The following is an 18230-nucleotide window of genomic DNA, read 5'->3' as shown; positions in this document are numbered from 1 at the left end:
GGTCTTTTACGTGGCGAAACTGCTGTACAAACTCGGGCGCTGGTCGTACCTGCACAAGTGGCGGGTGGTCGTCGCCTGGCTGTTGCTGCTCGGGGCGACGGCCGCCGGCGCGTTGTCGCTGATGAGGCCGTTCACGGACGAGTTCGCCATCGAGAACACCCCGGCCATTGACGCGCTGGACACCATGGCGGAGAACTTCCCCGACGCGGGCAACGTGGCCACCGCGCCGAGCGTGAACCTGGTCTTCGCCGCGCCGGAAGGGCAGCGGCTGGACACCCCGGAGCACATGGCGGCGATGGACAAAACCGTCGACTACATCCGCGACCACCTGGGCGTGGAGGGGCAGCGCTTCGGCAACCCGGTGCAGGTCAACGATGAGTTGCAGCGCACCATCATCGACCAGATGTCGCAGATGGGCATGCCGCCCGAGCGCGCTGAGGCCGATGCGCACAACATGCGGATGCTTTCCGACGACGCACGCATCGGCTACACCACCTTCGACTTCGATGCCCCGTCTTCGATGTCCGTGGACCAAGCGGACCGCGACGTGGTGACAGAGGCCATGCAGCTGGGCCGCGACGCCGGGCTGCAGGTGGAGGCCGGCGGCGCCGGCTTCGGCGACCCGATCGCGGTGAAGACCACCTCCGAGCTGGTGGGCCTGGGCGTGGCGTTTGTGGTGCTGGTGGTCACGTTCGGCTCGCTTGCCGCGTCCGTGATCCCGCTGATCTCCGCCGTAGTGGGCGTGGGCATCGGCGCACTTTTGGTGCTGTTGACCACGCACTGGGTGGAGCTGAACAACGTCACCCCGGTGCTGGCCGTGATGATCGGCCTGGCCGTGGGCATCGACTACGCCCTGTTCATCCTCTCCCGCTACCGCCAAGAATCGCGGGACCTGCCGCCGGACGAGGCCGCGGGCATGGCGGTGGGCACCGCCGGCTCCTCCGTGGTCTTCGCCGGCACGACCGTGTTTACGGCGTTGGTTGCGCTGGCGCTGGCGGGCATCGAGTTCCTCACCTGGATGGGCCTGGCGGCCGCGGCCACCGTCGCGATCTCGGTGCTGGTGGCGCTCACGCTCGTGCCCGCGCTGCTGGGCCTGTGGGGCTCGAAGGCGTTCGCCGGCAAGATCCCGGGCCTGGCCGGCAACCCCGGGCCCGGCAAGCGCCCGGGCAAGGACCTGGACGAAAACTCCATGGGTCGGCGCTGGGTCCGCTTCGTGGAAAAGGCCCCCGGCCTGGTCATGGCCGTGGTCGTGCTGGGCCTCAGCGCCCTGAGTATCCCGGTGCTGAACCTGGAGATGGCGCTGCCGTCTGACACCACCTCCAACCTGGACACCACCCAGCGCAAGTCCGCCGACCTGATGGCGGAGGGCTTCGGCCCCGGCGTCAACGCCCCGCTGCTGTTGGTGGTGGACGCACACAGCGTCAACCCGGATTCGGAGATCCTGCAGCCGTACATGGACGCCATCCCGGACGAGGCCGGCGGCGACGCCGAGAAGGCCGCGATGGCCAGCTTCATCTACACCGTGGGCGAGGTCGGTGCCGTCGGCGGCATCACCCACGCCCAACTCATCGGCGCCAACGATGACCTCACCGCCGCACAGATCCTGGCTACCCCGGACGGCGGCCCCGAGGAGCAGCGCACCCTCGCCGTCGCCCACGGCGTGCGCGACGTGGTCGGCCAGGTGGAGGATGCCACCGGCACCGACATCGGCCTGACCGGCCTGACCGCGGTGCAAATGGACATCACCGAAGAGCTCGCCGAGGCTATGCCGCTGTACTTGACCATCGTGGTGGGCCTGGCCATCGTGCTGCTGATGGTGGTGTTCCGCTCCATCCTCGTGCCGCTCGTGGCAGGCTTGGGCTTTTTGCTCTCGGTCGGCGCCGCGTTCGGCGTGACCGTCCTGGTCTTCCAGGAGGGCCTGTTCGGCCTGGTCAACACCCCGGGACCCATCCTGTCGTTCCTGCCCATCTTCATGATCGGCGTGACCTTCGGCCTGGCCATGGACTACCAGGTCTTCCTGGTCACTCGCATTCGTGAGGCGTATCTGAAACGTGGAAACGTCGATAAGCTTCGCGCCGTCCACGAATCCACCGTCGACGGCTTCGCGCAGGGCGCACGCGTGGTCACCGCCGCCGCGATCATCATGATCGCCGTGTTCATCGCCTTTTTGGACCAGCCGCTGCCGTTCATCCAAATCTTCGGCTTCGCCCTCGGTGTCGCCGTGCTTTTCGACGCCTTCTTCATCCGCATGGCGCTCGTCCCCGCCACCATGTACATCCTGGGCCGCTCCACCTGGTGGATGCCCACATGGCTCGACCGCCTCCTGCCCGAAGTGGACGTCGAGGGCACCGATCTAGAAAAGGAACACGCATGACCGACGTGACGTTTGAGGCCCGCACCCAACTCGAGCCCGCGCCGGGCCGCCACGGCCGCACCGGTGTGATCCACACCCCGCACGGCGACATCCAGACCCCGGCGTTCATCCCCGTGGCCACGAAGGCGACCGTGAAAACGCTCACGCCGGAGCAGATCCGACAGACCGGCGCGCAGGCGATTCTGTCCAACGCGTACCACCTGTACCTGCAGCCCGGCCCCGACATCGTGGACGAGGCCGGGGGCGTGGCCGCCTTTGAAAACTGGCACGGGCCCACATACACCGACTCCGGCGGCTTTCAGGTGATGAGCCTCGGCGTCGGCTTCAAGAAGGTCCTGGCCATGGACACCGCCGGGCTGACCGAGGGTGATATCCGCGCCGCCAACAAAGACCGCATGGCGCGCGTGGACGACGACGGCGTGGACTTCAAATCCGTCATCGACGGCTCGTCCCACCGCTTCACGCCCGAGGTGTCCATGCAAATCCAGCACCAGCTGGGCGCCGACATCATGTTCGCCTTCGACGAGCTGACCACCCTCGTGGATACCCGCGCCTACCAGGAACATTCAGTCGAGCGCACGCGCCGCTGGGCCCGCAGGTGCCTGCTGGAGCATGACCGCTTGACGACGGCACGTTCCGACAAACCCCTCCAATCCCTCTGGGGCGTGGTCCAAGGCGCCCAATACGAGGACCTGCGCCGGCAGGCGGTGCGTGGTTTGCTGGACCTGGATAAGGAGGCCCGCGACGAGGGCCGCCGTGGCTTCGGCGGCTTCGGCATCGGCGGCGCGCTGGAGAAGGAGAACCTGGGCACCATCGTCGGTTGGGTCACCGATGAGCTGCCCGTTTCGATGCCGCGGCACCTGCTTGGCATATCCGAACCCGACGACATCTTCACCGCCGTCGAAGCCGGCGCCGACACCTTCGACTGCGTCGCGCCCACCCGCCTGGGCCGCCGCGGCGGGGTGTACACCCTGGACGGGCGCCTGAACCTCGCCGGCGCCCGGTTCAAGCGCGACTTCGCCGGGGTGGACGAGGAGTTCGGCGGCTACGTCTCCGAGAACTACTCCCGCGCCTACATCCACCACCTGCTCAAAGCAAAGGAGTATTTGGCCGGCACGCTGTGTACCATGCACAACCTGGAGTTCATGATCCGGCTGGTGGACAACATCCGCGCCGCCATCGACGCCGGCGACTACGAGGCCTACCGTGACGAGTTCCTTGGCCGCTACTACGCGGGGAAGTAGCAGACACAAAAGCGGGCCCTTCCCTTTTTCGGGAGGGCCCGCTTGTTGGTTTATACCTACCTGCTGGCCTTAGCTTTCAAGCCTTAGCGCATTGCGAGGAATGCTGCGCCGATGCCGAGGGCTGCCAGGGCCGCGACGACGCCGCCGATGATGGCCGCGACGTTGACCTGGTTGTTAGCCTGCTTCGGGGCCTCGGCCTTGGCCTTGGCTTCCACCTTCTGCTCGGCCTTGGGCTGCTCGGCGGGGACGACGCCGGGTTGTGCCTCAGCCTCTTCAGCCTCGTCGACCTCAGCTACTTCTGCTTCGATCTCGGCGGGGACTTCGGGTTCTGCGACCTCGACGGGTGCCGGGGTTTCGATTTCGATGTCTTCTTCGACCTTTTCGGCTTCGACTGGTGCGGTGACGCGGGCGCCGATGGATTCGGCGTAGGCACCGATGCGCGGGTTGTCGAGTACCAGGGAGTCCCAGTCGGCGGGGACGAGGACCTTGCCCGCCGGGGTGTCGGCGAAGTACGGCTTTTCGGAGTAGTTGAAGTAGTCGAACTGGCGGTCGTAGTTCATCACCGACTGGTAACCGGCCTGCATCGGGGAACCTTCAGCGATGTCGGTGACGTACTGCTGAGCACCCCAGTGGCGCAGACCCAGGGTGTGGCCGAACTCGTGCAGGATGGTGTTGCGCACCTGCTCCTCGTTGGCGCGGCCATCCGGGTTAGCCACGTAGAAGGAGTTATCGCCCACCAGCGACAGGCCCGTGGCGTTGGAGCCAGCGCGCATCCTATCGCCCAGCACGCCGGGGCGGAAGATGTTGGCGCGGTCACCAAGGTTGTTGATGGTGTTAATGAGCTGGAACGCCTCAAACTTGCTCGGGTCAAAGTACGAATCGCGGTACTCTAGCGTCTCGCCGCCGTGGGCGTCGGAGTAGTTGGGGATGTTGGTGTAGTGCTCGCCAGCGTCGATGTGCAGGCTAATGCCGTGGTCGGCAAACAGGTCCACTAAATCGTCCAGGCTCTGCGTCGACGGGGCGTAGGAGGTGCGGTTGGCGTTGGCGCACTCGCGTGCCGCGTGGGTGTCGCACTTCAAGGTGTCGTATTCCGACGACATCCAGTTCAGCTGCATGAACAGATCCGGGCGTTCGGGGTCCGCGCCCCAATCCGGCAGGGGGATCTCGGTGCCGTCGGCGAGGACGACGCCTTGCTCTTCCCAGATGTCCGGCAGGCCGTCGCCGTCGGAGTCAACGAGGGTGGCGGTGTTGGTGCGCACCGGTGCGAGCTCGATCTCTTGGGCGGCGTGTGCGACGTCGGCGCCGGAGATGGCGATGGCTGCGGCAACTGCTGCGGCGATGGTGTTTCGGAATGCTGCTCGCATCTCGGTGACTCCTTGGTGTGTGTTTTTCTCTTTGTGACATCCATGAGTTTATGCACCGAATATGCGCAGGTAAACCGCTCGCCGCCAGGCTGAAAAATTCCGTAAATCGTTGAGCATTCTTTCCGGATTGTTCAACGTTTCCACCCGTTTTGGCCTGCGGATTGTTCATCAATCCGGGGGCGCGGTCCGGGGTTTCGTCAGTATTGTTCAACGATCAATCCGGCAACGCTCGCGGATGGTTGAACAATCCACTATCACCGCATTTTATGCACCTTAAGGTGTTTTCCAGCATGGATTTCGGCAATTCCGCATCTACCTGCATGTTCCGGTTGACCATACAATTCATACTCTCTCAGATTTGGTGGTTTCCCCCCCCCAGAAACCCCCGAAAACCCCTGGATTGTTCAATGATCCGCAGATTGTTCAGCAATCCGGAAACCCCCACTACCCCCGTTCTTTACCCCCGCTGCGGCGGCAGGACGCCGTCGCAAAGCAAAAAGCCCGCAACCACAACGGCTGCGGGCGGAAGAAGCCTGGTTTAAACGGACGCCTCCGCGCGGCGTACTGCCGCGATGGTCGGGTAGGTCACCGGCAGGAGGAGCACTTCCATCAGCGTCTTCCACAGGAAGCCGACCGCCACGTAGTTCGCAAACGCGCCGGCCGAGTCGATGCCAATCACAGCTGCGGCAATCGAGCAGAACAATAAGGTGTCCGCGAATTCGCCGACCACGGTGGAGCCGATCAGACGAGCCCACAGATGCCCAGCACCAAACCGGTCCTTCATCCGCTGCAGCACCCACGCGTTGAGCAGTTGCCCCACCACGTAGCCGGTCAGCGAGGCCACCACGATCCGCGGAAGCAGGCCGAGGACGGCGGCGAAGGTGTCGTTCATGTCGTAGAAATCCGCGGCCGGCAGCCAGATCGCTATATAGAAGGACAACACTGCAATGACGGCGATGGCGAAGCCGGTGAACACGGCGCGCCTCGCCGCGCGAAACCCGTAGACCTCCGCGATCACGTCGCCGATGACGTAGGAGATGGGGAAGAGGAAGAACGCGCCGTCGGTGATCAGCGGCCCGAGCGCGACGCCTTTTTGCGCGGTGATGTTGGAGATCAAAAACACTGCGCAGAACAGGGCGAGCAGGTACGGGTACGGGGAGCGGGAAACGCGGGGTGACATGCGCTTTATCATGGCACACATGTCTGATTTTCAAGCTCCCGCCGGCCGTTACGCCCCGAGCCCCAGCGGTGATCTCCACTTCGGCAACCTCCGCACCGCGGTGTTGGCGTGGTTGTTCTCGCGCCACACCGGCCGCAACTTTTACCTGCGCGTGGAGGACATTGATTCGGAGCGCTCGTCCGCGGAGTCCGCGCAGCGCCAGATCGAGGATCTGCAGATGCTCGGCCTCGACTTCGATCAGCCGGTGATGTACCAGCACGACCGCGGCGACGCGTACGCCGATGCGCTGTCCCGCCTGGATACCTACGAGTGTTACTGCACGCGCCGCGACATCCGCGAGGCCGCTTCCGCGCCCCACGCCCAGCCCGGCATGTACCCGGGCACCTGCCGCGATCTTTCAGAAGAGCAGCGAGCTTTTCGACGCTCCGAGCTCCACGCCGAAGGCCGCCTCCCGGCAATCAGGCTGCGCGCGCACGTGAAAGAGTGGACGGTGCGCGACTTCTACCAGGGTGAATACACGGGTCCGGTGGACGATGTGATCTTGAAACGCGGCGGGCGCATCGACCAGGCGCAGGCGGGGGATTGGGCGTACAACTTGGCCGTGGTCGTCGACGACGGCTACCAGGGTGTGGATCAGGTAGTGCGCGGAGACGATCTGTTGTTTTCAGCGCCGGCTCAGGCGTACCTTGCCGACCGCTTAGGGCTCACAGTTCCCGTTTATATTCATGTGCCGCTCGTGGTGGGGCCGGAGGGGCGTCGATTGGCAAAGCGCGATGGGGCGGTGACGTTGCGGGAGATGCTTGCCGGGAAGAGCGTGGAGGATGTTGTGTCGCAAATCGCGGAATCGCTCGGCTACGTGGGCGTTTCGAGCGTCCAAGAGTTACTGGAGGAATTTGATCCGGCGCAGCTTTCGCGCGAGCCATGGTTGTGGACACCTCAACAACCTGAGGGTTTCTAATATATAACCTGACAATTATATCAAAAAATGTTGCAGAATGCCTGAAGTTTCTTCATATTGGGCGAAACCCTTTAGTTAGCCTTTTGAGGAGATTTCAATGAACGCGAAGAAGATCGCCGCGAGCGCCGTCGCGCTGGCTCTCGGCACCTCCGCCATCGTCGCGCCGCAGGCGACTGCGCTGCCGGAAGAGTTTGTCAGCCCGCCGGGTGTGCTCGGCAACCCGGAGCAGGATGACTGCCAGATCACCATGGAGGACAACGTTTCCACCTCCCAGCCGGGCGAAGCCAGGGAAGCGGACCAGAACGGCGTTGCCGCTGGTGTCGCGCTCAACGAGGCCAACACCGAGTACCTGGCGTGGGTCACGCTGGACAGCAAGGGTGAGCGCATCTTCAAGCGTGCCGTGGCGAACGCCGAGATCGCGAACAAAGCGACCAAAGACGTCACGCAGTCGTTCACGGTGAAAGAGCAGCAGTCGGGCGCGCTCGCGTTCGATGCGGAACTCAAGGACAAGAAAGTCAACCTCGACGTTACCGACATTGTCCCGGTGAATAACGACAGCTTCTCGGTGAAGCCCGGCGATGAGCAGAAAGTGTCCGCGAAGCTCGGTCTGAACAATTCCCTGGATAAGCAGACGTGGGCGTGGAAGATCAACCAGCCCACCTCCTCTGGTCAGTCGGTCACCCGTGTGAACACCTGGGCGACCGTCGACGTTGCGCCGTGGCCGATTGAGACGGACAACTGCCTGCCGATTACGGCGTCGTCCACCAAGTCCAAGGCGATCATCGCCGACGGCAACGAGTACGACACCGGCATCACCGTCGCCAACGCCGAGAACGACTTCGAGCGTCTGACCGGCAACGTCACCGTGGGCGGTAAGGCTGTCGCCGACGCGAAGGTGCGCGTGGACGCCGACGGCAAGGTCTACGTCACCCTGCCGAAGAACGCGACCGGCGGCGTCGATAACGACAAGCCTGCCAAGGTCGACGTGCAGCTGCTCGCCCAGCCTCGCGAGGAGACCAAGGACTCCAAGTTCGAGGCCTACAACTCGCCGCAGGCGCTGCGCGTGGTGGACGACCTCGGCCGCGTTACCCAGGATTCGCCGGAGTTCACCGGCGAGGTCCCGGTGCAGAAGTTCGCGCCGGAGTACAAGTCCCCGGCGACCGTGAAGCCGGGCAAGACCGTCAACGTTGCGCTGAAGACCCAGCCGGGCGACGTGCGCGGCAAGGCCGTGGACGCCACCTACACCGTCAAGAACGCCCCGGAGGGCTGGACCGCCGAGCCGGCCAAGGACGGCACCCTGAAGGTCACCGCACCGAAGGGCGCGAAGGGTGGCGACACCGCTGAGTTCACTGTTGAGGTGGCGTACCCGGACGGTTCCGTCGATACGCTTAAGCCCGTTGTCAACGTCAAGGACTTCGACACCACCGGCGCCACGCCGGGCTACGGCGAGGAGAAGGGCAAGCGCGGCACCGAGGTCACCCTGACCCAGAACGAGAAGCTGCCGAAGGGCTCCACCTTCACCATCACCGAGGACCAGGACCTGGGCGACTGGAAGCCGCAGGTTGACCCGAACACCGGCGAGATCACCGTCACCATCCCGAAGTCCGCGAACCCGGGCGACGAAAAGACCATCCTGGTCGACGTGAAGTACCCGGACGGCTCCACTGACAAGAAGGTCCCTGCCAAGGTCATCGTGCTCAACGAGCCGAGCTACGGCGAGGTCACCGACAAGCCGGGCGAGAAGGTCGAGCTGCCGCAGACCGGCGACGTCGTCGACGGCTCCACCTTCACCATCAACCCGAAGCAGGACCTGGGCGACTGGAAGCCGGTTGTGGACGAGAAGACCGGCAAGGTCACCGTCACCATCCCGGAGAACGCGAAGCCTGGCGACGAGAAGGAAATCCTCGTCGACGTCAAGGACCCGAAGTCCGGCAAGACCGACACCGTCCCGGCGAAGGTCATCGTCCACGGCGCACCGGAGTACCCGGCAGTGGAGAAGACCCCGGGCGACAAGGTGACCCTGCCGCCGAAGACCGACGGCGTGCCGCCGAAGTCCACCTACGAGATCACCCCGGACCAGGACCTGGGCGACTGGAAGCCGGAGATCGACCCGAAGACCGGCGAGATCACCGTCACCGTGCCCGAGACCGCCAAGGACGGCGACAAGAAGACCATCGACGTCACCGTCACCTACCCGGGCGGCAAGACCGACAAGGTCCCGGCCGAAATCACCGTGAAGGACCCGAAGACCCCGGGCAAGGACGACGAGCCGGGCACCCCGGGCACCGAGACCCCGGGCACCCCGGAGAACCCGGACAACAAGGGCCCGAAGGTCATCGTCATTCCGGGTGAGACCAAGGAACTGAATCCGGAGGTCATCGGCGACAAGAACGGCGACCCGACCTACAAGATCCCGGACGGCTGGAAGATTCCGGACGGCTGGAAGATCACAGTCGACCCGAAGACCGGCGACGTCAACATCACCGCACCGAAGGACGCCACCCCGGGCACCAAGATCGAGGTCCCGGTGGAGATCACCTTCCCGGACGGCGAAAAGAAGACCCAGGAGATCCCGGTCGAGGTCGGCGAGACCTCCGAGGGCACCATCCCGTACGTCCCGGGCCAGAAGAACCCGCTGGTGATCTTCGTGCCGAAGGACGCGGACAAGGGCACCGACCCGAAGCTGCCTGAGGGCTGGACCATCGTCGAGCGCGGCGACAACTCCTTCACTGTTGAGGTGCCGGAGGGCACGAAGCCGGGCGTCTACGAGGTCGTATTCCCGGGCAAGAACGGCGAGGTCAAGGTGCTGGTCGAGGTCAAGCAGGCCGTGACCGAGCAGGGTTCCTCCGAGAACCTGCAGAAGTGCTTCGCCAACATGTCGTCCGAATCCAACCCGCTGCTGTGGCTGGTCCCGGTCGGCCTGCTCATCGCCATCGGCGCTCCGCTGGCCGGCCCGCTCGGCCAGGAGCTGGGCAAGGCTGCCGCGAACGTGTCGGCGCAGATGAACATCCCGAACCCGCTCGAGCAGTTCGGCATCGGCGGCAACACCAACCGCCGCCCGCAGCCGGAGTGGGTGACCCAGCTGCAGGCTGAGGCTAACCGCATCCAGGCGCAGTTCGGCCCGCAGGTCACCCAGGCCGCCGCAATCGGCCTGTCCCTGGCCGGCCTCGCAGCGGGCCTGGGCATCCTGGCCGCGCTGTGCAAGGACGGCGAGCTGCCGGAGTGGGCGGCTTCCTCCGCCAACGTCGAAGGCTCGTCCGCGAAGAAGGACGCTGAGGGTTCCTCCAAGGAGGAGAAGCCGGCTGAGGAGAAGCCGGCTGAGGAGAAGTAACTCCCACCGCTAGAACGCCCAGCCGCCCCCGTGAGATCAACCGGGGGCGGCTGGTTTTTCGTCGATAGGCTATTGCCCGAAGCCCTCGCCCTTGCGCCACGTCAAGGCCGCGCCGGGGGAGACGGGGGAGGCTGGGTCCAGGATGTTGTGGACGCGAAGCCACTGCATGTCCACCTGCTCGGGCGTGATGGCCACGATCGTGTAGCCGTGCGTGTCCAGCGCCACGTGGTGCAGGCTGGGGTTCGCGGCGCGCAGGTAGCCGCACGCCGCGCTGAAAACGGGGTGGCCGGCGCGGATCTTCGTCGACTCCGCCACGTTCGGCGCGGTGATGGACGAGCAGACGATCTCGCAGCCGATCTCCTCGCCGCCGTGGGTGATGGTGTGCGCCCACTCGGAATGGATGTCGCCGGTGAGGAAGATCGGGTGCTTGCCCAGGCGGCCCAGGGCGTTGATCAGGCGGCGGCGCTCGAAGTCGTAGCCGTCCCACTGGTCGCCGTTGAGCGGCATGTCGTTGAGCTCGGGCAGCGGCGCCTGCGCTGGCACGATGTTCGCGCTGAGTGACTTAGCGACGGGACGCGTGGCCGCATGGTTAAACGCCGCGCCGATGTGCAGCGGGGAGAACATCACCGAGTTGCCCAGCGCGTTCCACGTCGCGGTGGAGCGCTCGAGGGTGTCGATGAGCCAGTCGTACTGCTCCGAGCCCAGCATCGTGCGCGCGTCGCCGGTCTGGCGGGCGCCGCCGCGCCAGAACTCCTTGTCGCGGTAGGTGCGCAGGTCCATGATGGTCAGCTCAACCAGGTCGCCGAATTGCAGGGAGCGGTAGATGTGGCCCTCGTCGGAGGTTGCGGTCAGGCGCACCGGCATCCACTCGTAGTAGGCGCGCATGGCGGCGTCGCGGCGTGTGTGGAAGTCGCCCTCGTCCGCGTTGTGGTTTTCGGCGCCGTCGCGCCAGTTGTTGTTGGCGAACTCGTGGTCGTCCCACACCACCACCCACGGCAGGGCGGCATGCGCGTCGCGCAGGTTGGGGTCGGTGCGGTAGCGGCCGTAGCGGGTGCGGTAGTCCGCCAGGGTGACAATTTCGTGGGCGGGCTGGTGCAGGCGCACGGGCCCGTAGCCGGCGTATTCGTACTGGGCGTACTCGTAGATGTAGTCGCCGAGGAACACGGTCAGGTCCAGCTCGCCGTCCCAGCCGCGCGCCGCCATGTCCTTGTAGGCGGGGAAGAAGCCGGATTCCCAGTTGGCGCACGACGCGACGGCCCAGCGCTGCCGGTCCACGTGGCCAACGGGTGCGGTTTTGGTGCGGCCGAGCGGGGAGGCGGCGCCTTCGTGCGGGCCGTCTGCCACGGTGAACGCGTAGTAGTAGACGGTGTCCGGCTCCAGGCCGCGCACGTCGACGTGGATGGTGTGGTCGCGCTCCACGCGGCTTTCGGTCTCGCCTTCGGCGATGACGTCGCGGAGCTGTGCGTCGCGCGCGACCCGCCAGCGCACCCGGGTGTTGGCGCCGCCGCCGGAGCCGGGCATCGCCTGCTCGTCGGGGGTGATGCGCGTCCAGATCACCACCGCGTCCGGCAGCGGGTCGCCGGAGGCCACGCCGTGCACAAACGGCAGGGGTGGCAGCTCCATCTCCACGGGCACCGGCTTCGTGGGCAGCGTGCTCTGCGACTGCGCACTCGGCACCGCCACCGCCGCACCCGCCGCCGACGTCGCCACAGCGGCGGTGCGCAGGAAGTTGCGGCGGGAGACTGTGTGCGGCGAGTTCACGCCCATATCTTGGGCCGTGGATGGCAGTCCCGCGACCCGAGTGGCGCGATTTTGCGGGGATTTCAGCTCGAATTTTCGCGCTGTTTACCCTTTACGCGGATGGGGTCGCGATGTCGCGGTTGCCCAGCCGGGCGTCGATACGCAGAAGGCCCGAGCCGTCATCGCCGACGAGGTTGAGCTGGTCGAGGATCTCACCGACGGTGGCCTCCTCCTCGACCTGCTCGTTGAGGAACCAGTTGAGCAGGGCGCGGGACTCGAGGTCACCGACTTCGTCGGCAAGCCGGGTGATGGTGCGGATCTGCTCGGAGACCTTCCGTTCGTGGGCGAGCGCGGCCTCGAATGCCTGGCGCGGCGTGTTGATCTCCGGCGCGTTGATCTCGATGGTCTTCGGCACGACGCGCTCACCGCGGTCGATGAGGTGCTGGGCGAACTTCAGTGCGTGCTCGCACTCCTCCTTTGCTTGGGCGACGAACCACTGGCACAGGCCCGGGAAGGACAGTGCGTCCATCTCGTTGGCCAGGTGGCGGTAGGTGTAGGCGGCTGCGTACTCTTCGGTGACTTGCTGGTTGATGGCGTCTTTGAGCTGTTGGTCGATCATGGTGCGCAATCGTACGCGAAATTTTGTAGCTAGGTAAGCCTTGCCTAAAAATTTTTAGGAGGAGCCCTATGGCGGTGAGTGGGTGTGTTGCAACGGCATTGATGACAGATCTGTCGTTTAACCCCAATTCCCCCACGCGTATATGCGAAAACCGGCACCCACGCAGGGCACCGGTTTCGGATTTTGCGGAGGATGTGGTGCCTGAGGTCACGACATATTTGACGGGGTGTGCCTGCGGAAGGCGTTGTGATCCTTGACAGGTGAGTCGCGTCATTGTTGACACTTAGGGTTACCTCAGCCGTGTCGGTGACGCTTGACTGGTGAGTCGGGACATGTTTGACGCTATGAACAGTCCCAACCGCAACCTCGCCATCGTCAGAGCCGTCAGAGACCAAGGCGGCACACCCACCAGCGTCGCCAAGCGCTTTGGCATCTCACGCCAACGTGTCCACCAGATCCTCAACGCCTACGACGCAGGCGGCGCCGAGGCAATCGCACCGAAATCGCGTGCCCCTCACACCCACCCGCACGCCATCCCGGAAGCACTAAGCAACGACATCATCAGCATCCGCAAGCAACTCACCCGGCACGGACTCGACGCAGGACCCGAAACCATCGCCTACCACCTCGAACAGGCCGGCAAACGTGCCCCGTCAACTTCAACGATCCGCCGCATCCTCACCAAAGAAGGCTTGATCACCCCGCAGCCGCAAAAGAAGCCAAAAAGCTCCTACATCCGCTTCGAAGCCGCAATGCCCAACGAATGCTGGCAAGCCGACATCACCCACCTCTTCCTCGCCGACAACACACGAGTCGAAGTCCTCGACTTCCTCGACGACCACTCGCGATACTTGCTGTCAATCACCGCGGCCGCCGCATTTACAGGCCCCGCCGTCGCCGCCGAACTCACCCGCCTGATCGGCGCGTACGGCCCACCAGCATCCACGCTGACGGACAACGGTTTGGTGTTCACCGCCCGCCTAGCCGGGCGCAAAGGTGGAAGAAACGCGTTTGAAAAAGTGCTCGTCGCACACAAAATCCAACAGAAAAACGGCCGGCCCGGCCACCCCCAAACCCAAGGAAAAATTGAGCGGTTCCACCAAACCCTCAAAAAATGGATCAAGGCCCGACCCACAGCACAAACAGTTGCTGAGCTGCAACAACTCCTCAATGAGTTTCGCCAATACTACAACTGCACCCGGCCCCACCGCGCCCTGGGCAGACGCACCCCGCAGCAGGCATACACCACCGGAGTCAAAGCCACACCCAACGACAACCCCAAAGAAGAATGGCGAACCCGAAACGACACAGTCGACAAAAACGGCAAAGTCACCGTGCGCTACGCCGGCAAACTCTTCCACCTCGGCATCGGACGCGCCTACAAACACAAGAAAATTCTCATGGTCATCACCGACAACCACGTCATCACATCACTAGCCGAAACCGGAGAAGTCATCACCGAGCACTACATCGACACCGCCCGCGACTACCAAAAGGCCTACTGGAAACACGGTGACCCACCACTTCGCCCCAAATGAACAAAACCGGCACCCCAGAATAAAAACAACTGGGATGCCGGTCCGTCCAGCATGTCGCGACTCAGGCGTCAAGCATGACGCGACTCATGACATTTGCGGAGGATGTGGGATTTGAACCCACGAGGGTCGTGAAACCCGCACGCGTTCCAGGCGTGTGACATAGGCCGCTAGTCGAATCCTCCAGCGACACTCGAAAGCGTCTTGCGATATATTAGACCACCCGGCGCCCAAGGCCAAAACCGCAGCGCATCCGGCTTATGCGTCCTTGGCTTGTTTCTGGAGGGGCAACATGACTACAGTATCGGGCAGGATCCCACGCGGTGTTATCTTGTGAACTCCCCCAGGGCGGGAACGCAGCAAGGGTCAGCGAGCTCTGGCAGGTGCGTGGGGTCCCCTTTTATTGCGCTGTACGATGTAACCCATGTCTCTTTCGGATCTCGATCCCGCACAGTTCTCCGAGCTGGCCCAGCGCACCCGTCAGCAGTATGACGAGCTCAAGGCCCGCAACCTCAACCTGGACCTCACCCGCGGCAAGCCGTCGAGCGAACAGCTCGGCTTCTCCAACGCTCTGCTCTCCCTGCCGGGGGAGGGCGATTACACCGACAACACCGGCGCGGACGTGCGCAACTACGGGGGCCTGACCGGCATCCCCGACATCCGCGAACTGTGGGCCGAGGCCCTGGGCATCGACCCGGACAACCTCATCGCGGGCGACTCCTCCAGCCTGAACATCATGTTCGACCTGATCTCCTGGTCGTATATCTGGGGCAACAACGACTCGCCGCGCCCGTGGAAGGATGAGGAAACCGTCAAGTGGATCTGCCCCGTGCCGGGCTACGACCGCCACTTCTCCATCACCGAGCACTTCGGCTTCGAGATGGTCCAGGTGCCCATGACCTCGACCGGCCCGGACATGGACGCCGTCGAGGAACTGGTCAAGGACCCGCAGGTCAAGGGCATGTGGACGGTGCCGGTGTTCGGTAACCCGACGGGGGTGACGTTCGCACCGGAGGTCGTCGAGAAGCTTGCTGCGATGGAAACCGCGGCGCCCGACTTCCGCATCGTCTGGGACAACGCCTACGCCATCCACACCCTCACCGGCGCGCAGACCGACAACCCCGACGTGATCGCCCTGGCGGAAAAGCACGGCAACCCCAACCGCTTCTGGTACATGTCGTCCACCTCGAAGATCACCCTCGCGGGCTCCGGCGTGGCGTTCTTCGCCTCCTCGAAGGCGAACTTGGAGTGGTACGCCTCCCACGCCTCCATCCGCGGCATCGGCCCCAACAAGGTCAACCAGCTCGCACATGCGCGTTTGCTTGGCGACGTCCAAGGGTTGCACACGCTCATGAAACAGCACGCGAGCTCGCTTGCGCCGAAGTTCGAGGCCGTCGTCGGGATTTTGCAGGACCGCCTCGGCGAGTTTGGCGTGACGCAGTGGACCGAGCCGGAGGGCGGCTACTTCATCTCCCTCGACGTGCTGGACGGCTCCGCCACCCGCGTGTGGGAGTTGGCCAAGGACGCCGGCATCACCCTGACCAAGGCCGGCGCGTCCTTCCCGCACGGGGTGGATGAGAAAGACCAAAACATCCGCCTCGCGCCGTCGCTGCCGCCTCTCGACGAAGTGCGCACCGCCATGGACGGTGTGGCCACCTGCGTGCTGCTCGCCTGCGTGGAAGCTGCGGAGGCACAGGCGGGCTAGACTTGCCCGCGTGGCTCTGTACAGGAAATACCGCCCCGCAACGTTCGGCGAGGTCATCGGCCAGGAGCAGGTGACCCGCCCACTTTCGACCGCCCTGGACAACGGGCGGATCTCGCACGCCTACCTCTTCTCCGGCCCGCGCGGCTGCGGAAAGACATCCTCGGCGCGCATCCTGGCGCGCTCCCTGAACTGCGCCGAGGGGCCGACTTCCACCCCGTGCGGCGTGTGCGAATCCTGCGTTGCGCTCGCGCCGGGCGGGTCCGGCAACCTGGACGTGATGGAGCTCGACGCCGCCTCCCACGGCGGCGTGGAGGACATGCGTGAGCTGCGCGAGCGGGCGCTGTTCGCGCCGGCGGAGTCGCGCTACCGCGTCTTCATCATCGACGAGGCCCACATGATCACCAAGGAGGGCAACAACGCCCTGCTGAAGATCGTGGAGGAGCCGCCGGCCCACCTGATTTTCATCTTCGCCACCACCGAGCCGGAGAAGATGCTGGGCACCATCCGCTCGCGCACCCACAACTACCCGTTCCGGCTGCTGGCGCCGCAGGCGATGCGCGAGCTGGTGCAGCACGTGGTGGAGGAAGAAGGCGTCCACGTCGACGAGAACGTCTACCCGCTGGTCATCCGCGCAGGCGGCGGCTCGCCGCGCGACACCCTGTCGATTCTGGACCAGATGCTCTCCGGCGCCGGCGAGGACGGCCTGACCTACGAGCTGGCGCTGCCACTGCTGGGCGTGACGGACCTGACGCTTCTCGACGCCGCCGTCGACGCCCTTGCCGACCGCGACGCTAGCGCGATGTACCGCACCATCGACCAGGTCATCGAATCCGGCCACGAGCCCCGCCGCTTCGCCCTCGACCTGCTCGACCGCATGCGCGACCTGCTGCTGATCCGCACCGTCCCGGATGCCTTCGGGCAAGGGCTTGTCGACGCCCCTTCGGACCGCGCCGACATCCTCACCCAAGAAGCCCACCAGTTCTCCCCGCAGCACCTGGCTTTGTTGGCGTCCGAGGTCAACGACCGCATCGCGAGCCTGCGCGGCGCGACCTCGCCCCGCCTGCTGCTGGAGATCATGGCCGCCCACCTGCTGACGTTGCAGCCGGGCGGCGGGGCCGCCCTGCCCGCCCCGGCCACCGGTGCCGGCGCTGCTGGTGCTGTCCAGCCCCAGGCCGCTCCTTCATCTGCGCCGTCACCGCAGCAGCCCCAAACGTCGCAACAACCCAGCTCTGTTCCCGCGGGTGGTGGCGCGGCCGCGGCGGCCGCCGCAGCAGCCGCAGCCGCGAGCTCGCGCAACCGCCAGCAGGAGGCGCCTGCGCAGCCCGAGCCGCAGCCAGCGCAACAGCAGGCAGAACCCCAGCAGCCGGAGCCCAAGCCTGAGTCCCAGCCGGATACGGACGAGTTGTTCGAGCGCATCGACAAGGACTGGACGCGGCTGCGTCAGTCCGTCGGCGAGCGCAACAAGGTCGCCGAGATCATGCTCACCGAGGCCAAACCGCTCGGCTTCGACGGCGACGTCCTCGTGGTCGGCCACCACACCGGCGCGCTGGCCGAGCGCATCAACGCAGAGAAGAACAACGCCGACATCGCCACTGTGCTTTCGGAGAAGCTCGGGGCGAAGATCCAGGTCCGCTGCGTCATCGGCACCGACCCGTCTACCGCGAACCTGCGCCGCCCCGCCAAGCGCGAGGTGTGGAACCCGGGCGCTGAAACCAGCAGCGAGGACGGCTCGAGTTCCGACAGCGCCGAATCCGACGACCCTGCGCCTGCCAGCGGCTGGGACTCGCCCGCCCAGATCGGCGAGTCCGCCGCGGAGCAACCCGCCCCGCCGCAACCACAGGCACAGCAGCAACCGCAGCAGCCAGCCCAACCAACGCCCGCCAAGCGCGAGGACGACTGGCGCAGCGCAGCACTTGCCGCCAGCCAGAAGGCCGCCGAGAAAGCCAAGCGCGAACGCGACGAAATTCCGCCGCCGCCCGAGCCGTATGACTATGACGAGGGGGAGCCGGAGGCGTCGATAGGCAATGTGCCCGAATACACCCGCGAGGACGAAGAACGCGACATGGCTGACCAGGCGCGCGACGAAGCCGGCACCGCCGACCGCCGCGACGCCACCGAAGTCGCGATGGACCTGCTTGCCGCCGAGCTCGGCGCGAAGCCGTTGTAGACTGGCCCGAGAA

The 18230-nt window shown here is 65.2% G+C and carries 11 protein-coding genes, 1 tRNA gene and 1 other RNA gene; 8 read left to right on the top strand and 5 right to left on the bottom strand.

What is annotated here, in order from left to right; genetic code table 11:
* Positions 1 to 10 precede the first annotated feature (10 nt).
* The gene (locus tag ACF3NP_RS09605) at positions 11 to 2374 is read left to right on the top strand and encodes an MMPL family transporter (protein WP_181889522.1); all 2364 of its coding nucleotides are present in this window, start codon (positions 11 to 13) and stop codon (positions 2372 to 2374) included.
* Entirely contained in the window at positions 2371 to 3618 is a 1248-nt protein-coding gene (tgt, locus tag ACF3NP_RS09600; protein ID WP_181889523.1) for a tRNA guanosine(34) transglycosylase Tgt, read from the top strand. Before ACF3NP_RS09605 ends, tgt begins: the two co-directional genes overlap by 4 nt.
* Positions 3619 to 3701: 83 nt before the next feature.
* Here the strand turns inward: tgt and ACF3NP_RS09595 are convergent, their stop codons facing one another.
* Positions 3702 to 4982, bottom strand: coding sequence for a zinc metalloprotease (locus ACF3NP_RS09595; protein WP_181889524.1), 1281 nt, complete (start codon positions 4980 to 4982; stop codon positions 3702 to 3704).
* A gap of 538 nt (positions 4983 to 5520) precedes the next feature.
* Positions 5521 to 6162, bottom strand: coding sequence for a queuosine precursor transporter (locus ACF3NP_RS09590; RefSeq protein WP_236883443.1), 642 nt, complete (start codon positions 6160 to 6162; stop codon positions 5521 to 5523).
* Positions 6163 to 6181: 19 nt separating this feature from the next.
* Here ACF3NP_RS09590 and gluQRS point away from each other — a divergent pair, with 19 nt between their 5' ends.
* Positions 6182 to 7120 (top strand): tRNA glutamyl-Q(34) synthetase GluQRS, encoded by a 939-nt coding sequence (gluQRS, locus tag ACF3NP_RS09585; protein WP_181889526.1) that lies wholly within the window; start codon positions 6182 to 6184, stop codon positions 7118 to 7120.
* 97 nt (positions 7121 to 7217) lie between these two features.
* Positions 7218 to 10451, top strand: a complete 3234-nt coding sequence (locus ACF3NP_RS09580) for a YPDG domain-containing protein (RefSeq protein WP_181889527.1) — start codon at positions 7218 to 7220, stop codon at positions 10449 to 10451.
* 69 nt (positions 10452 to 10520) lie between these two features.
* Here the strand turns inward: ACF3NP_RS09580 and ACF3NP_RS09575 are convergent, their stop codons facing one another.
* Together ACF3NP_RS09575 and ACF3NP_RS09570 are read right to left on the bottom strand one after the other, a co-directional pair.
* On the bottom strand, positions 10521 to 12218 hold the full coding sequence (locus ACF3NP_RS09575; RefSeq protein ID WP_181889528.1) for an alkaline phosphatase D family protein: 1698 nt from the start codon (positions 12216 to 12218) through the stop codon (positions 10521 to 10523).
* 85 nt (positions 12219 to 12303) lie between these two features.
* Positions 12304 to 12807 (bottom strand): ferritin, encoded by a 504-nt coding sequence (locus ACF3NP_RS09570; protein ID WP_181889678.1) that lies wholly within the window; start codon positions 12805 to 12807, stop codon positions 12304 to 12306.
* 347 nt (positions 12808 to 13154) lie between these two features.
* Between ACF3NP_RS09570 and ACF3NP_RS09565 the strand changes: the two genes are divergently transcribed.
* Positions 13155 to 14348 carry an IS481 family transposase gene (locus ACF3NP_RS09565; RefSeq protein ID WP_392398516.1) on the top strand — a complete coding sequence of 398 codons (1194 nt, stop codon included), beginning with the start codon at positions 13155 to 13157 and terminating at the stop codon, positions 14346 to 14348.
* 96 nt (positions 14349 to 14444) lie between these two features.
* Here the strand turns inward: ACF3NP_RS09565 and ACF3NP_RS09560 are convergent.
* Positions 14445 to 14530, bottom strand: a tRNA-Ser gene (locus ACF3NP_RS09560).
* Positions 14531 to 14652: 122 nt separating this feature from the next.
* Between ACF3NP_RS09560 and ffs the strand changes: the two genes are divergently transcribed.
* The 3 genes from ffs to ACF3NP_RS09545 all read left to right on the top strand — a co-directional run bounded on the left by ffs (position 14653) and on the right by ACF3NP_RS09545 (position 18217).
* Positions 14653 to 14750, top strand: an RNA gene (gene ffs, locus ACF3NP_RS09555) — signal recognition particle sRNA small type.
* Between the two features lie 19 nt (positions 14751 to 14769).
* On the top strand, positions 14770 to 16050 hold the full coding sequence (locus ACF3NP_RS09550) for an aminotransferase class I/II-fold pyridoxal phosphate-dependent enzyme (RefSeq protein ID WP_181889529.1): 1281 nt from the start codon (positions 14770 to 14772) through the stop codon (positions 16048 to 16050).
* Between the two features lie 10 nt (positions 16051 to 16060).
* The gene (locus ACF3NP_RS09545) at positions 16061 to 18217 is read left to right on the top strand and encodes a DNA polymerase III subunit gamma and tau (RefSeq protein ID WP_181889530.1); all 2157 of its coding nucleotides are present in this window, start codon (positions 16061 to 16063) and stop codon (positions 18215 to 18217) included.
* Positions 18218 to 18230 lie beyond the last annotated feature (13 nt).

This window comes from Corynebacterium lehmanniae, assembly GCF_043161975.1.
Classification (GTDB): domain Bacteria; phylum Actinomycetota; class Actinomycetes; order Mycobacteriales; family Mycobacteriaceae; genus Corynebacterium; species Corynebacterium lehmanniae.
The sequence above is the reverse complement of the archived record's forward strand: the minus strand, read 5'-3'. Positions and strand labels throughout refer to the sequence as shown.

Bases quoted from the DNA above. Each gene is read 5' to 3' on its own strand.
- ACF3NP_RS09575 (WP_181889528.1), bottom strand. From the start codon at position 12,218: ATGGGCGTGAACTCGCCGCACACAGTCTCCCGCCGCAACTTCCTGCGC.
- ACF3NP_RS09550 (WP_181889529.1), top strand. From the start codon at position 14,770: ATGTCTCTTTCGGATCTCGATCCCGCACAGTTCTCCGAGCTGGCCCAG.
- tgt (WP_181889523.1), top strand. From the start codon at position 2,371: ATGACCGACGTGACGTTTGAGGCCCGCACCCAACTCGAGCCCGCGCCG.
- gluQRS (WP_181889526.1), top strand. From the start codon at position 6,182: ATGTCTGATTTTCAAGCTCCCGCCGGCCGTTACGCCCCGAGCCCCAGC.
- ACF3NP_RS09595 (WP_181889524.1), bottom strand. From the start codon at position 4,982: ATGCGAGCAGCATTCCGAAACACCATCGCCGCAGCAGTTGCCGCAGCC.
- ACF3NP_RS09565 (WP_392398516.1), top strand. From the start codon at position 13,155: ATGAACAGTCCCAACCGCAACCTCGCCATCGTCAGAGCCGTCAGAGAC.
- ACF3NP_RS09590 (WP_236883443.1), bottom strand. From the start codon at position 6,162: ATGTCACCCCGCGTTTCCCGCTCCCCGTACCCGTACCTGCTCGCCCTG.
- ACF3NP_RS09580 (WP_181889527.1), top strand. From the start codon at position 7,218: ATGAACGCGAAGAAGATCGCCGCGAGCGCCGTCGCGCTGGCTCTCGGC.